This window comes from Paracoccus sp. IB05 (assembly GCF_016405985.1).
Classification (GTDB): Bacteria; Pseudomonadota; Alphaproteobacteria; order Rhodobacterales; family Rhodobacteraceae; genus Pseudogemmobacter.
Map to the genome: position 1 here is coordinate 88,695 of NZ_JAEFCF010000006.1, position 13,982 is coordinate 102,676.

The 13,982-nt window shown below is 63.3% G+C and carries 15 protein-coding genes; 3 read left to right on the forward strand and 12 right to left on the reverse strand.

Features of this window, described 5'->3' with window-relative positions; all coding sequences use genetic code 11:
* Window positions 1-31 precede the first annotated feature (31 nt).
* The 8 genes from JC607_RS05915 to hspQ form a co-directional block, all read right to left on the reverse strand.
* On the reverse strand, window positions 32-697 hold the full coding sequence (locus tag JC607_RS05915; protein ID WP_198836025.1) for a pseudouridine synthase: 666 nt from the start codon (window positions 695-697) through the stop codon (window positions 32-34).
* Window positions 694-1,605: a homocysteine S-methyltransferase family protein gene (locus JC607_RS05920; RefSeq protein WP_198836026.1), complete on the reverse strand. Its 912-nt coding sequence runs from the start codon at window positions 1,603-1,605 to the stop codon at window positions 694-696. Before JC607_RS05920 ends, JC607_RS05915 begins: the two co-directional genes overlap by 4 nt.
* Window positions 1,598-2,380 (reverse strand): GFA family protein, encoded by a 783-nt coding sequence (locus tag JC607_RS25970; protein WP_198836027.1) that lies wholly within the window; start codon window positions 2,378-2,380, stop codon window positions 1,598-1,600. The genes JC607_RS05920 and JC607_RS25970 overlap by 8 nt, the downstream gene beginning before the upstream one ends.
* The gene (locus tag JC607_RS05930) at window positions 2,380-2,832 is read right to left on the reverse strand and encodes a GAF domain-containing protein (protein ID WP_198836028.1); all 453 of its coding nucleotides are present in this window, start codon (window positions 2,830-2,832) and stop codon (window positions 2,380-2,382) included. Before JC607_RS05930 ends, JC607_RS25970 begins: the two co-directional genes overlap by 1 nt.
* A gap of 1 nt (window position 2,833) precedes the next feature.
* Window positions 2,834-4,417, reverse strand: coding sequence for a gamma-glutamyltransferase family protein (locus JC607_RS05935; protein ID WP_198836029.1), 1,584 nt, complete (start codon window positions 4,415-4,417; stop codon window positions 2,834-2,836).
* 425 nt (window positions 4,418-4,842) lie between these two features.
* Window positions 4,843-5,307, reverse strand: a complete 465-nt coding sequence (locus JC607_RS05940; RefSeq protein ID WP_198836030.1) for an ATP-binding protein — start codon at window positions 5,305-5,307, stop codon at window positions 4,843-4,845.
* Window positions 5,297-5,632 carry an STAS domain-containing protein gene (locus JC607_RS05945; protein WP_198836031.1) on the reverse strand — a complete coding sequence of 112 codons (336 nt, stop codon included), beginning with the start codon at window positions 5,630-5,632 and terminating at the stop codon, window positions 5,297-5,299. The genes JC607_RS05940 and JC607_RS05945 overlap by 11 nt, the downstream gene beginning before the upstream one ends.
* A gap of 121 nt (window positions 5,633-5,753) precedes the next feature.
* Window positions 5,754-6,080 (reverse strand): heat shock protein HspQ, encoded by a 327-nt coding sequence (gene hspQ, locus JC607_RS05950; protein ID WP_092895227.1) that lies wholly within the window; start codon window positions 6,078-6,080, stop codon window positions 5,754-5,756.
* 221 nt (window positions 6,081-6,301) lie between these two features.
* On the opposite strand from hspQ, the gene JC607_RS05955 reads away from it, so the two are divergent.
* Window positions 6,302-6,886, forward strand: coding sequence for a lytic transglycosylase (locus JC607_RS05955; RefSeq protein ID WP_198836032.1), 585 nt, complete (start codon window positions 6,302-6,304; stop codon window positions 6,884-6,886).
* 112 nt (window positions 6,887-6,998) lie between these two features.
* On the opposite strand, the gene JC607_RS05960 is transcribed toward JC607_RS05955, so the two are convergent.
* On the reverse strand, window positions 6,999-7,613 hold the full coding sequence (locus JC607_RS05960; RefSeq protein WP_198836033.1) for an outer membrane lipoprotein carrier protein LolA: 615 nt from the start codon (window positions 7,611-7,613) through the stop codon (window positions 6,999-7,001).
* A gap of 411 nt (window positions 7,614-8,024) precedes the next feature.
* On the opposite strand from JC607_RS05960, the gene JC607_RS05965 reads away from it, so the two are divergent.
* Complete coding sequence (locus tag JC607_RS05965; protein WP_198836034.1) at window positions 8,025-8,636, forward strand: class I SAM-dependent methyltransferase; 612 nt, start codon at window positions 8,025-8,027, stop codon at window positions 8,634-8,636.
* 40 nt (window positions 8,637-8,676) lie between these two features.
* On the opposite strand, the gene JC607_RS05970 is transcribed toward JC607_RS05965, so the two are convergent.
* Together JC607_RS05970 and JC607_RS05975 are read right to left on the reverse strand one after the other, a co-directional pair.
* Window positions 8,677-9,078: a nuclear transport factor 2 family protein gene (locus JC607_RS05970; RefSeq protein ID WP_198836035.1), complete on the reverse strand. Its 402-nt coding sequence runs from the start codon at window positions 9,076-9,078 to the stop codon at window positions 8,677-8,679.
* Between the two features lie 105 nt (window positions 9,079-9,183).
* Entirely contained in the window at window positions 9,184-10,041 is an 858-nt protein-coding gene (locus JC607_RS05975) for an SDR family oxidoreductase (protein WP_198836036.1), read from the reverse strand.
* Between the two features lie 100 nt (window positions 10,042-10,141).
* Between JC607_RS05975 and JC607_RS05980 the strand changes: the two genes are divergently transcribed.
* On the forward strand, window positions 10,142-10,537 hold the full coding sequence (locus JC607_RS05980) for a helix-turn-helix domain-containing protein (protein ID WP_198836037.1): 396 nt from the start codon (window positions 10,142-10,144) through the stop codon (window positions 10,535-10,537).
* Between the two features lie 95 nt (window positions 10,538-10,632).
* Here JC607_RS05980 and JC607_RS05985 read toward each other — a convergent pair whose 3' ends face one another.
* On the reverse strand, window positions 10,633-13,971 hold the full coding sequence (locus tag JC607_RS05985; protein WP_198836038.1) for a DNA translocase FtsK 4TM domain-containing protein: 3,339 nt from the start codon (window positions 13,969-13,971) through the stop codon (window positions 10,633-10,635).
* Between the last annotated feature and the right edge of the window lie 11 nt (window positions 13,972-13,982).

The window sequence follows — 13,982 nt, forward strand, 5'->3', positions numbered from 1 at the left end:
AGGGTTAACAGAACAACCGTGCGGTACCGGTTCAGAACGGCACCGGGGCCGCGAAATCCATCCATGCGCCGGTCGCCGGATGGTGCAGGCCCAGCGTTTCGGCATGCAGCATCAGGCGCGGGGCCTCGCGGGCGGGGCCGGCGGCATAGATCGGGTCGCCGAGAATCGGATGGCCCAGCTCCAGCATATGTACCCTGAGCTGATGGCTGCGCCCGGTCCGGGGCCAGAGCCGCATCCGCGTCTCGCCGGGGGCGCGGGCCACCACTTCCCAGTCGGTCTGGGCGGGACGGCCCTCCGCGTGATTGACCATCTGGCGCGGCCGGTTCGGCCAATCGGCCGAAAGCGGCAGGTCGATATGGCCGGCCTCGCCGTCAACCTCGCCATAAACCCTTGCGATATATGACTTCTTCGCACGGCGCTTTTCGAATTCCTGGCCCAGAAACCCCTGGGCGATCCTGGTGCGCGCAAAAATCATCACGCCCGATGTATCGCAATCCAGACGGTGCACCAGCAGGGCATCCCAATATTCCGCCTGCAGCCGCGAGACGAGGCAATCCTCGCGCCCGGCAAGCTTGCCGGGCACTGATAAAAGCCCCGCCGGCTTATCAACGACCAGGATCTGCCGGTCCTCATAAAGAACCGACAGCGCCACATCCGGCGGATCATAGACGAAATCGGGAAGGGTGGAGGCGGTCACAGGATCTCGTGCCCCGCCGCGCGCAGGGCCCCGGCCAGGTGGCGGATATGGGCGGGGCCGACCTCGCAGCAGCCGCCGACGATGGTGGCGCCCTGCCCGATCCAGTCCAGCGCGAAAGCCGCGTATTTCTCCGGGCTCAGATCATGCCGATGGGTCAGTTCTTTCACCGTCGGCGCGTTCTTCAGGAAATTCCCGGAAATATGTGTAAAGCCATTGGCATAGGCGCCAAAGGGCAGGCCGAAACCCCGGATCACATCCATCGCAGCCCCCATCGCCTCGGGGACAGAGCAATTCGCCAGCACCGCCGCCGGGCGGTATTTCGCAACCAGCGCCGCCAGATCTGCAACCGCCTCGCCCGAGCGCAGCCTCGCCCCGTCATGATCGTCGACCGAAACCGCGAGCCAGACCGGGATCCCGCCCTCTGCTGCCCCTCCCTCTGCTGCTCCGGCCAAAGCGCCTTCGGCGAGGCCCAGCGAAGACATCGTCTCCAGCAGGATCACATCACAATAGGGCGCCAGCAGCCGCACCTTTTCCGCATAGGCGGCGCGCGACTCTGCCAGCGGCGGCGTCAGATCGGGGCGATAGCTCGCGCCAAGCGGCCCCATTGACCCCGCGATCATGCCGCGCCCGGCCTCGGCGCAGGCCTCATGCGCTTCGGACAAAGCGCGGGCATGCAGCGCCTGGAACCAGGGCTCCAGCCCAAAACCCTGCAGCCGGTCGCGCAGTACCGAATAGGTATTGGTGGTCGCAACCGAAGCCCCCGCCGCGAAGTAATCCGCATGGATCTCTTTCACGAGCCCCGGATGGTCGATCATCACCCGCGTCGCCCAGAGCGGCGTCGGCTCATCCCCCGACCGCGCGATCAGCTCCTGGCCCATACCGCCATCCAGCAGCGTGATCTCAGCCATCGTCCAGGGCCCCTTCATCCCAGACCTGCCATTGCGGCAGGTTGTCATCGAGCGTGTAGTAATCGCCCGCCTCAGCCATGAAAATATGTCCGGTCAACCGGCCGCCGGTGGGGCGGTCAAAGGCGCCTGCCTCCATCGAAAAGCTGCCATCTTTGGCGCGAAACCACAGCGAAGAGCCACATTTCGCACAAAAACCACGCCGCCCGCCGCCCGGGGTCGCATATTCGCGGGTCTCACGCGCGGTCCAGGTCACGCTGTCTTCTGCGGCCCAGAAACTGGCGGAGTAATGGCCCGAAAGCTTGCGGCACTGGCCGCAATGGCAGGCACCGACATCCCCCATCGGGCCCGCAACACGGAATGCATTCGCGCCGCAAAGACAGGATCCGTGCAATTCCTCTGCCGGTTGCGACGCGCAGGGCGGGCCCTCCGGCTCGTAATAATCGCCGCGATCTTCCTTATGAATATGGGCGATGGTCTTCAGCCCGGTCGGCCCGTCAAGTGCCCCGGCGGCAAAAGAGATCCGCGCTTCGCCCTCGGGTTTCCAGAACAGGCTGGCACCGCAATCCCGGCAAAACCCGCGCTCCGCCGAAGGCGAGGAGCGATACCAGTCCAGGCCGCGATCTTCGATCAGGTGAAAACGTTCCAGCGGCACCGAGCTTGCCGACCAGTAATGGCCCGAGGTCTTGCGGCACTGGCTGCAATGGCAGGCGACGACCTCGCGCAGCGGAGGATCGGCCTCGAACACCACAGAGCCGCAGTGACAGGATCCACGCATTATTCCGCCCTTTCAAAGACTTGCGCCAAAAGCGGGATCAGCCAGTCTTCATCAGCCTGCGTAAAGGCCGCGGGGGTGTTGCTGTCGAGATCCAGCACGCCAAGAAGCCGCCCTGCCCCGTTGCGGACCGGGATCACCAGCTCCGACCGGGTCGAGGAGGCGCAGGCTATGTGATCCGGGAAAGCATCGACATCGGGAACATTCTGCACCTCGCCCGTGCGCGCCGCCGCCCCGCAAACGCCGCGCGAAAACGGGATCACAAGGCAGCCATGGCCGCCCTGATAGGGGCCGATCTTCAACAGCTCCGGCGCAGTAACACGGTAGAAACCAGTCCAATCTGACAGCGGATGGCGGGCATGGATCTCGCAGGCCAGCGTCGCCATCAGTGCCACGCTGTCCGTCTCCCCATGGGTCAGAGCGAGGATGTCTTTCGTCGCGGTCTCGTAATCCATCTCAATACCCCAAAGCGCAGCCGTCTTTGCGCGGATCCGACCCGCCGGTCAGCACACCATTCTCGCCAATCACAATGGCCTGGGCGCCGCCCAGAGGTTGTTCAGGCGCGACGATACTATGCCCCAGTTCCGCCAGCCGCGCGCGGGTGGCGTCGGAATAGCCGCGCTCGACCTCCAGCCCGCCCGGCCCTGCGAAAAGGCGCGGCGCGTCGATCGCCTGCTGCAGCTCCATTCCATAGTCGCTGAGATTTGTGATGAGGCGGGCATGGCCGGTCGGCTGATAGGCACCGCCCATCACACCGAAAGGCATGGTCACGCGCCCCGCGCGGCGCAGCATGCCGGGGATGATCGTATGCATCGGCCGTTTGCCCGGCCCGGCTTCGTTCGGATGACCAAGGGTCAGGCTGAAACCCGCGCCCCGGTTCTGGAAGTTGATCCCGAATTTCTGCGAGGCCAGTCCCGAGCCAAAGCCCCAGAAAATCGAGTAAATCAGCGAGATCGCCATCCGGTCGCGATCCACCACCGAGAGGCAGATCGTATCGCGATGCACCGCTTCCGACAGGCGCACAGGATCAGCCATGGCGCGGTTCGGGTCGATCAGCGCGGCCAGACGCGCGGCGGTGTCATCGCCGAGGAAGGTGGCAAGCCGTGCCGGATCCATATGCCCGGGATCGGCGATAAAGCGGTTCCTTGCATCATAGGCAAGCTTGGCCGCTTCGGCCTCGATATGCGCGCGCGCGGGCCCGAGCGGGTCCATTGCGGCGAGATCGAAATGCGACAGGATCTTCAGAAGCAGGATCGCCGTCGCGCCCTGGCCATTGGGCGGATGTTCGAGCAATTCAATGCCGGAATACAGGCCTGCGACCGGCTCGCCCCAGGTTGCGCTGGTCGCGGCAAGGTCTGCCTCGGTATGGCTGCCGCCAAGCGCCTTCAGCGAGGCGATCATATCCTCTGCGACCTCGCCCTCATAGAACCCGGCGCGGCCTTCACGGGCGATGCGGCGCATGACTTCGGCCTGGCCGGGGGCGCGGAAGATCTGGCCGGGGCGCGGGGCGCGGCCATCGAGGCTGTAGAATTTCAGCGCATCGCCCTGGAGGATATTGATATCATCCGCCCAGTCAAACGCGGCGCGGGCGGCGACAGGGATACCATCCTCTGCGTAACCGATTGCGGGGGCGAGGATTTCTTCCAGAGACAGGCGACCATGCGCGGCATGCAGCCGGCAAAGCGCATCGACGCCTCCTGGCAGCGTGACGGGTTCGATCCCATGGGTCGGAACGGTCTCATGCCCTGCCGCCCGCAACTTCTCGGCGGAGTATCCTGCCGGCGCGCGGCCCGATCCGTTCAATGCCAGCACGTCTTCCTGGCCGGCGGGCTTGAGCAGGATGAAAGCATCGCCGCCAAGGCCGCACATCTGCGGCTCGGCGATATTTTGCACCATGGCGGCCGCGATGGCGGCATCGACCGCATTGCCGCCGGCCTGCAGGATTGCGATGGCGGTTTGCGAGGCCAGCGGATGCGACGTCGCCGCCATGCCGTTCAAAGCCATGACTTCCGAGCGGCCGGGTGTTTCAAAATCGCGCATAGTTCCCCTCGTAACCTGCTGTCAGCCTGGTGTCTCCGGCTTCCCGGGCTTTAAAGCCCTGTTTCCGGAGTTATGGCTGGCGGCACGGTGCCACAGCGATCCCGCCGGGGCCAGAGCTGAGGCCGGACACTGCTGCCCCTGAGCCGAATTTAGGCGAGGACCGCAGCAAAGCCAATCCGCTCAAAGGGCCGAATTGCGGGGGATGCAAGCGGCGACGGCGGAGGAACAGCGTAAGTGGTGAGCTGCATGAGAAGATTGAACCCCGGTGCCGGAACTGGGTGGGGGCTGTTGATCCCGGCACCAGGGTGAAGCCTTATGCAGCTACACCTCAATCTATGGGTGCAAGCCCTGGCAGTTTTAGGGGGAAATTACGGCCAAACCGCGTCATTTTCACCCAAACCAAAACAATGCCCCCCTCAATGCCCCTATTGTTCGCAGGTCATGGTGACATCCAGACGGTTGGTTCTTCCCCGCCTGGCATAGGCGATCTCGCTGGCAAGGGCGCGAATCAAGAACCAGCCAAAGCCCCCCTCCGGCAGGCAGGCCGCATCGGGGAGAGTGCCTGCGGGTAAGTGGCCACCGGGCATCGCCTCCCCCTCGTCCTCGATCACGAGACACAGCCGACCACTCTCCATCCGCAAAAGCAGTCTGATTTCACCTTTGCCGCCGCGATAGGCGTGTTCGACGATATTGTTCAGCACCTCGGCCAACAGGATTTCGGCCCGGTCACGGTCATCGGCCCCAAGGCCGCGCAGCGGCGACGACCTTAACGCCCGATCCAGCCCGGCGCGCACCGACTCCGAATCGGCTGGCATCGTGACCAGGGCAAATCCCGCACCTCCGGAAGCTGAACAGCCCATGACCGATACAGCCCCGGTATCAGCCAGCATGCCCAAGGCCTCTGGCCAGATCGGGATGAATGGTGAAAATCGAATCCATCCGGGTCAGGCGAAAGACCTTTTCAACCGTGGGAGTCAGGCCGGCAAGTTCAAGCTTACGCTCTGGTGCGAGCAGTTTCATCACAGCGACGATCGCGCCAAGGCCCGAGGAATCAAGGAAATTCACCCGCGAGAGATCCATGATCACCCGTTTTTCGGGCCCGGGGATCAGATCGCGGATCCGTTCTTTGAAACCAATGGCGCCTGCGGCATCGATCCTGTCATGCCCGACCCGGATGATGCGGGCAGAGCCCTCAGTCTCTGCTTCGATGGACATGGAGATCCCTTCCTGACGGCGTTCCTGCACAGGATGGGGCAAAATTCTTATCAACCTGTAAGCGGCTGCAGGATTTTCGCAGACGGGCTTCTGCCGGTTGTTTTAACTGATCTGGCCCGGTTCAGTTCAGCTGGAACTGCAGCGGATAGCGCCCGTCCTCGAAATCACCAAAGAGATCGCAGAGATCGGGATGGCCCACCGGTTCGCCGGTATCATCCGGAATCAGGTTCTGTTCCGAGACATAGGCGACGTAATAGCTCTGATCATTCTCGGCGAGGAGATGGTAGAACGGCTGGTCCTTATCAGGCCGGCTTTCCTCGGGAATATTCTCATACCATTCATCGGTATTGGAGAACATCGCATCCACGTCGAAAACCACACCGCGGAAGGTGTGTTTGCGGTGCATCAGCACCTGTCCGATATGATATTTGGCGTGTGTCTTAAGCATCAGTCACAGTCCCCCAAAAAGGTTCCTAACGCCGGGAGCGCGCCCTTGTCCACAAGTGAGACCGAATCAAAGGGAAACAGTCTGTGGAATGTATCCTCACAGTTCGCCTTAAACCCGCACGACTTTTGCTCGCGCAGAACTGAACAGAGGCCCCTGCCAACCGGTTCCCACCGGTTGCGGCTTGCGCTATAGTCGCAAAAAACAAGATGCACGAGGGGCAAATGAGCAGGTTTCTCCGTGCGGCGCTGTTGCTTTTGTTGCTTGCCTCCTGCGGGGGCGGAAGAGCGAGCTTTACGGCGCCACGCGAACTCGACAATGCTTGCGCGATCATCCGCGAGCGGCCGCAATATATGCGGGCGATGCAGGCTACCGAACGGAAATGGGGCATTCCGGTCCATGTGCAGATGGCCTCGATCCACCAGGAATCGAAGTTCATCGGCAATGCGCAGACGCCGCATCGCTGGGCGCTCGGGGTGATTCCGATGGGGCGGCAAAGCACGGCCTATGGCTACAGCCAGGCGCTTAACGGCACCTGGGAGGAATATCTCAAGGACCAGGGCGGGCGGCGCAAACGCGACGATATCCGCGACGCGACTGATTTCATGGGCTGGTATATGGACGGCTCGGCCCGCCGGCTTGGCATCTCCAAAACCGATGCTGAGAACCAGTATCTCGCCTATCACGAGGGCCGCACCGGCTTTTCGCGTCAAAGCTATCTGGCCAAGCCCTGGCTGGTCGAAGTGGCCAGAAAGGTCGGAAATCGGTCGGAAATGTATCGCACCCAGCTGGCGGATTGTCGCCGCTGATCCCGGGGCCTGGCTCAGGCACCTGACTGGTGCATGGCAAGAATGGAAAAAGGCGGGCCATTGCCCGCCTTTTTCCATTCTGCAACTGACAGTTCAGCGGGGCCGGGCGGGGTCAGCCCTTACGCTTGCTCATTTCGACCGGGATCGAGAAGAGGCTGTCCCCAAGCCTGCCGCCCTTCTTCATCTCGCCAAGGATCACGGTGGTCTGCTGCCCCAGATCATCGGTGATCACCCATTGCCGCAGCTCGGTCGGGCTGCCGGTAAAGACCAGCTCGATCGTGCCATATTCCGGATGTTCCGGATCCTGGGCGGTCACCCTGGTCGAGGTTCCGTCCTCCTTATGGCCGATCACGGTCCGCGCCTTTCCGAGATCAATATTCTGCGCGAGGATCAGGTTCAGCGGCGTGCGGCGCAGCGGGTATTGCTCGGGCGCGGAGTTCGATTTGCCATCAAAAATCGCGACATTGCCGCCGCTGGCAAGCACCAGCGACCGGTCGGGCGGCGCATATTGAAAGCGCACGCGACCGGGGCGACGGATAAACAGCTTGCCCGTCGAGACGGAACCGTCGCCGTTGATCTGGGTGAAATCCGTCTCAACCGTGGACAGCTCGTTCAGGTATTTCGACAGCGTGTTGAGAGAGATCTTGTCCGCAAGGGCGGGCCGGCCGGCCATCACGACAGGCAGAGCAAGGGCGAGCGGGGCGAGAAGCGCGGTGCGACGATCCATGACAACAGTATAACCGCCCGCCCGGCTTGCGGAAATCCCTCTGCAACAATACTCGCGGCTTTGTGCCGGGGCTGTGAGCGGGGTGGTCTGAGCGGCGCGCCCTTTTCCGGATGCAAAGTGCAACCCTGCCTTGCGGCCAGGTGTCTGTTACAGGGCGGAAACCGGACCTTGCCGGACTTTCCGCGCGACTTCCGGTCAGGCAATGCTTTGCCAGAACCGGCGATCCCCTGCCCTATGGCGACATCTGGCGCAAAACCACACTTGACCTTGCTCAGGTCTCTGACAGAAATCGCGGTTGAAAACCGGGCGTCAGGCCGGCGCGGATGATGGGGCAGCATCGGGCTTGCCGCAACAGATCGCACCGGTCAGCGCATATAACAAACCGGGCATAACCAACGAGGAGTCCTCCGCATGAAAGCCGCCGCCGTCACCGCCTCCTATAAACGCTGGGCGCCGGTCTATGATTCCGTCTTTGGGAAATTGCTGCATGAGGGCCGCAACCGCGCCGCCGCCCATGCCACAGCGCGTGGCGGCGACGTGCTGGAGGTGGGGGTCGGCACTGGCCTCGCCCTGCCGCTTTACGGGCCGGGGGTCAAAATCACCGGCATTGATTTTTCCGCCGAAATGCTCGCCCGCGCCGAAAGCAAGGTCGCAGAGCGCGGGCTGAAAAATGTCACGCTGCGGCAGATGGATGCCCAGGCGCTCGACTTCCCGGATGCGTGTTTCGACACGGTCTCGGCGATGCATGTGCTCTCGGTCGTGCCAGATCCCGAACGCGCTTTGTCAGAGATCGCGCGCGTCTGCCGTCCCGGTGCGCATGTGCTGATCACCAATCATTTCGCCGCCGAAAAAGGCGCGCTGAAAGTCGCCGAACGCCTGATCCAGCCGCTGCAGCATCACCTGGGCTGGCAGGCCGATTTCCCGATTGCCCGCGTGCTGGGCGACCCGCGCCTGCGCATGATAGAACGCCGCCCGCTGCCGCCCCTGGGGGTCATGACCTGGCTGGTGCTGGAGCGGGTGTGAGGCAGCCCCCCCGGGGGGAGAAGGGGGGCCGCCCGGGCCGTCAGCTCACGATCATGTAAGAGGCCGGATCCGCCGAAGTGGCGAATTCTTCCATCCTGCTGATCAGCCCATCGGTGACGGTGTAAACCTGCACCCATTTATTGGACAATTTGCCCTCGATCCCGTCCATGACATAGCTTTCCTCGCCAAGAACCACGACCTGGCCGCCCTGTTCGATAAAGGTCAGCGGGCGGAAATAGTCGATCTTCATCGCGGCAAAGCTGGTGCCGAAGAATTTCGCAGCACCGCCCTTTCCCTCGAACCGGACCGAGGGCATTTTCTGCGATCCGTGATGGATCCACAGCGTCTCCTGCGACACGGTGGCAAGGGCGCCGTCCAGGTCTTTGGCGTTGAAGGCGGCGAACATCCGGTCAACGACGGCGCGTGCAGTGGTCTGGGTCATGGCATCCTCTGTCCTGTCTGACTGGAAACGGGGGGGGATCGGGGGCAGGCCTCCCGATCCGGAAAACTGGTCACTCGTTACGGTACTGACTGGTCGGGACGGGCATCAGACAAAGACCGATGCAAGCATCTGATCCAGCGATTTCGGCGCCCGTCCCAAAAGGGTCTCAAGATCGCGCGAAGCGATGTCATACTGGCCGTCGCGGATATCCCTGATCGTGCCCAGCGTCAGCCAGATCGCAAAATCAGGCAGACCGGCGGCACGCATCCCAACGGCCATCGCCTCTTCGGAGATGTCCTGGTACCCGATTGCATGGCCGGTCAGCCGCGACAGGCCCGCTGCAATATGGGCATAGCTCCAGGCATCGCCGCCGGTGATGTTACAGGTCTTGCCCTCACGCCCCTCGCTTAGCAGAAGGTTCGCCGCCGCCTCGCCCATCCCGGCGCGCAAAGCATAGGGTACCCGCCCCGCGCCGCCCGGCAGTGAAATCCCATCGGTCAGCGCCTTTGGCCCCGCAATCTGCGCAATCGCCTCGGCATACATGCTGTTGCGCAGAAAGGTCCATTGCATCCCCGAGGCGCGGATCCGGTCCTCGGTCTCGAAATGGCTGGCCATCAGGTCGCACAAGGCGGAGGTCGCGATATCGCGGATCGCAAGACCGGTATAGACGATGTGACCGATCCCGGCCGCCCCGGCCGCATCGACGACACGGCTCTGCTGTGCGCCGCGATCCTGCGACATGGTCGAAATGAACAGAAAGCGACTGATGCCGGCAAAGGCCGGACCGAGGCTTTCCGGCGTATCGAAATCCCCCAGGCGCACTTCTATGCCCTGATCGGCATAGATTTTTGCCTTCTCCGGATCACGCGCGAGGATGGCAAACTGCCCCTTCGCCTTACGGCGCAACAGCTGGGCCACAGCTTCTTTACCCAGCTGGCCGGTTGAACCACCGATCAGGATCATGACACACTCCCTTTGCTGCCCCGCCGGTATAGGGGCCGCAAAAGGGTCAAAGAACTATCAACTTGTATAGTGCTGTGCGGCGCATGTGAGGAGCCTCGGGATGAACAGGGTGATCCACCAGATGGAGCTGGAGCCGGAAGATCACGAGCTCTGCAAGAAGGCCTTTGTGATGGCGATCCGCGACGCCCTGAACGTGGTGAGCGGCAAGTGGAAACTGGCGATCATCTGCACATTGCTGAGCGGCCCCAAAGGGTTCGCCGATATCGAAAGGCTGCTGGCGACGATCTCGCCCCGGATGCTCGCGCGCGAGCTGCGCGAACTTGAGGTCAATGGCGCGATCACGCGGCCAGATCCGGCGCAACCAGGCAGGGGCGGCAGATATGAGCTGACACCCTCGGGCAAGGCGCTCGAAAAGGTGGTGTTCATGCTGGCAGACTGGGGCAAGGAACACCGGGCGCTGTCCGCCAGCACGCCGGCCTCTGACCACGGGGTGTAACACCCCGCACGTTTTATTCTGATACAGGCGAGCGGTGGGGAAAATGAAAACGCCGCGCGGGATTGCGCGGCGTTTTGGTCTGACCGGGCCGAGGCTCACGTTTCGGGGATCAGGATCTCGCGTTTGCCGACATGGTTTGCGGGCGTCACGACGCTGTTCTCTTCCATCTGCTCGACCAGTCGCGCCGCCTTGTTATAGCCGATGCCCAGTTTGCGCTGGATGTAAGAGGTCGAGCATTTGCGATCCCGTGCAACAATCGCCACCGCCTGGTCGTAAAGCGCATCCTCGCCATCGGTATTGCCGCCAAGGCCCAGCACCTGATCGATATCCGACGCGCTGTCCTCATCCGGGCCTTCCACCACGCCCGACATATAGGTCGGCGGGCCAAAGCTCTTGAGGTGGTTGACGATTTCCTCGACTTCCTCATCCGAGACAAACGGGCCGTGGATCCGCGAGATGCGCTGGCCATTGCCCATATAAAGCATGTCGCCCTGGCCCAGCAGCTGTTCGGCCCCCATCTCACCAAGGATCGTGCGGCTGTCGATTTTCGACGTCACCTGGAAGGAGATCCGGGTCGGGAAGTTCGCCTTGATCGTGCCGGTGATGACGTCCACCGACGGCCGCTGCGTCGCCATGATCAGGTGGATGCCGGATGCCCGCGCCATCTGCGCCAGGCGCTGGATACAGGCTTCGATCTCTTTGCCCGCGACCATCATCAGATCCGCCATCTCGTCGACGACGACGACGATATAGGGGAAGGGCTGCGGCGCGAATTCGTCGGTCTCGAACACCGGATCGCCGGTCTCATCGTCAAAGCCGGTCTGGATCGTGCGCTTGAACATCTCGCCCTTGGCCAGCGCCTCGCGGACGCGGCCATTATAGCCCTCGATATTGCGCACGCCCATTTTCGACATGCGGCGATAGCGCTCTTCCATCTCGCCGACGACCCATTTCAGTGCAACGACTGCCTTTTTCGGGTCGGTCACAACGGGGCTGAGGAGATGCGGGATGCCGTCATAGACCGAGAGTTCCAGCATCTTCGGGTCGATCATGATCAGCCGGCATTCATCCGGCGTCAGCTTATACAAGAGCGACAGGATCATCGTATTGATCGCGACCGATTTCCCCGAACCCGTGGTCCCGGCGATCAGGAGGTGGGGCATCTTGGCGAGGTTTGCCACAATCGGTGCGCCGCCAATGTCTTTGCCCAAAGCCAGCGGCAGGCGTTGCTGCCCGTCACCGAATTCGCGGCTGGCGAAGATCTCGCGCAGGAAGACTTTCTCGCGGCAGGCATTCGGAAGCTCGATCCCGATGACCGAGCGGCCCGGCACGGTGGAAACCCGGGCCGACAAAGCCGACATCGAGCGCGCGATATCATCGGCCAGACCGATCACACGGCTGGCCTTCAGGCCCGGCGCGGGTTCCAGCTCATACATGGTGACCACCGGGCCGGGGCGGACCGAAACGATCTCGCCCTTGACGCCGTAATCATCCAGCACCGATTCCAGCATGCGGGCGTTTTCTTCCAGCGCCTCATCGGAAAGCTGCTGGCCGGAAGTGCCCGAGGGCGCCGACAGCAAAGCCAGCGGCGGCAGTTCGAAATCCTGATGCGTCTCGTCAAACCGCAGCGAGGGCTGCGCCTCGGCCTGGGCACGGCTTGACTGCACCACGGCTTTTTTCACCGGCGCCTGCACGATCGGGCGGCGATCCAGCACCGGCGCAAGGCGCGGCGCGGCCACCGGGGCCGGGTCGTAATCGGGTTCATAATCCTCATCGGGCTGCCAGTCATCAACCGGTGCCTCATATGCCTGAGGTGCCGGAACCTGGGGCGCAGCCACGCGGCGCGCCATCAAAGGCGGCTCGGCACGGCCAGCGGCGGGCAGAGCCGGTGCGATTGCAGGCGCCTCTTCTTCCCAGCTCTCCTCGCTCCAGGCTTCATCATCGCTGAATTCGTTACCGAATTCGTCCTGACCGTAAGCGCGATATTCGTCGGAATAGTCGTAGCCGTTTGCAACCGCCTCATCCCAGGCCAGAGCATCGGTCTCTTCCATCTCACCCGCCTGAGCCAGCGCCTGAGAGGCGGTGAGCGGCGGCTCGGACATGTTTTGCATGACACGCGGGCGGGTGTCGGCGATCAGCGGTGCCGGACGGCGCGGGCGCAGCATCGGCGGCTCGGCCCGGCGCGCGGCAATCGCAGCTTGCAACGGGGTCATCGGCGGCCCGGCAGGGACAGCCGCGGCACTTCCGGCAGTTCCACGGGCGCGCGCCCGGATCGCATCGGAAATCCGCGCGCGGATACGGTCATCGCCAGGGGCGGCGATGTCATATTGCTCGGCTGGGAGATGCGGTTCGACCAGTTCAGGCTCGGGATCGACCACGCGGCGCATCCGGGCGAGAAAGCCCAGCTTTTCCTTCGGCATTTCCTGGACCGGCGCAACCGGCGCGGAATAACGCTGATCCGCGCGCAGGGTCGCAGGCGCGTTCCAGGCCGCACCCGCCGCCAGCGGCGCCGGTTCCGGATCGGCGATCATCGCGGGTTCCGCACGGGCGATATCAGCTCGGGCAATATCAGCCCGGGCGGTATCGGAACGGGCAACATCGGCGCGGCGCACCACGGAATTGCGGCTCTGCATCGGCTGCGGCGCACCGTAGGCCGAACCTTGTGCCGCCTGGCGCGGCTCGTGCCGGGGCTCATGGCGCGGCGATACCGGCACCTCTTTTGCCATCCGGCGGCGTTCCATCATATCGCCCGCCACATGGCGCGCCCGGTCCAGCGCCCCCGACGCCCCCTTGCCCATCAGCTGCATCAGCATCGAATAGAGCATGACCGAGCCATGCATCAGTACGAGGCGGATCGTCACCAGCTCGGCCCGGCTGAAGCCGGTCACGAACAAAAGCGCCGCGATCAGACCAAAGAAGCTGAGGAAAGACACCACGCGCAGCGAAAACTCAATTGAGCCGGGCACGATGCCGACCAGGGCGCCGACCACGGTATCGCCGAAAAGCCCGCCATAGCCAAAGGAATGCGGCCAGCCGGCCGGCACGGTCAGGGTAGAGGCCCAGGCCGAGGCCAGCGCCACACCGCCCACCGCAAAGACGATGCGGCCGATCACCCGGTCCGCGCCGCAATGCAGGATAAAGCGCCCGCCCCAAAGGCCAAGGATCAGCGGGATCGACCATGCGCCCTGCCCGATCAGGATCGTCAGGGTCGACGCCACAGCCGCCCCGAAACGGCCCAGAATATTGCGCGCCGGCTCCTGGGTGGAAACCATCCAGCCCGGATCCTCAGGCGAATAGCTCGACAGCATCAGCATGACCAGAAAAGCGGTCACGACCAGCGCGATGCCGATCAGCTCGCGGCCACGACGCTCCAGCATTGCCTGGGTGCCCTGATCGAGAAGGGGGTCTCGCTGTCTCATCTGAAAGCTCGCCATGCTTTAGCCGT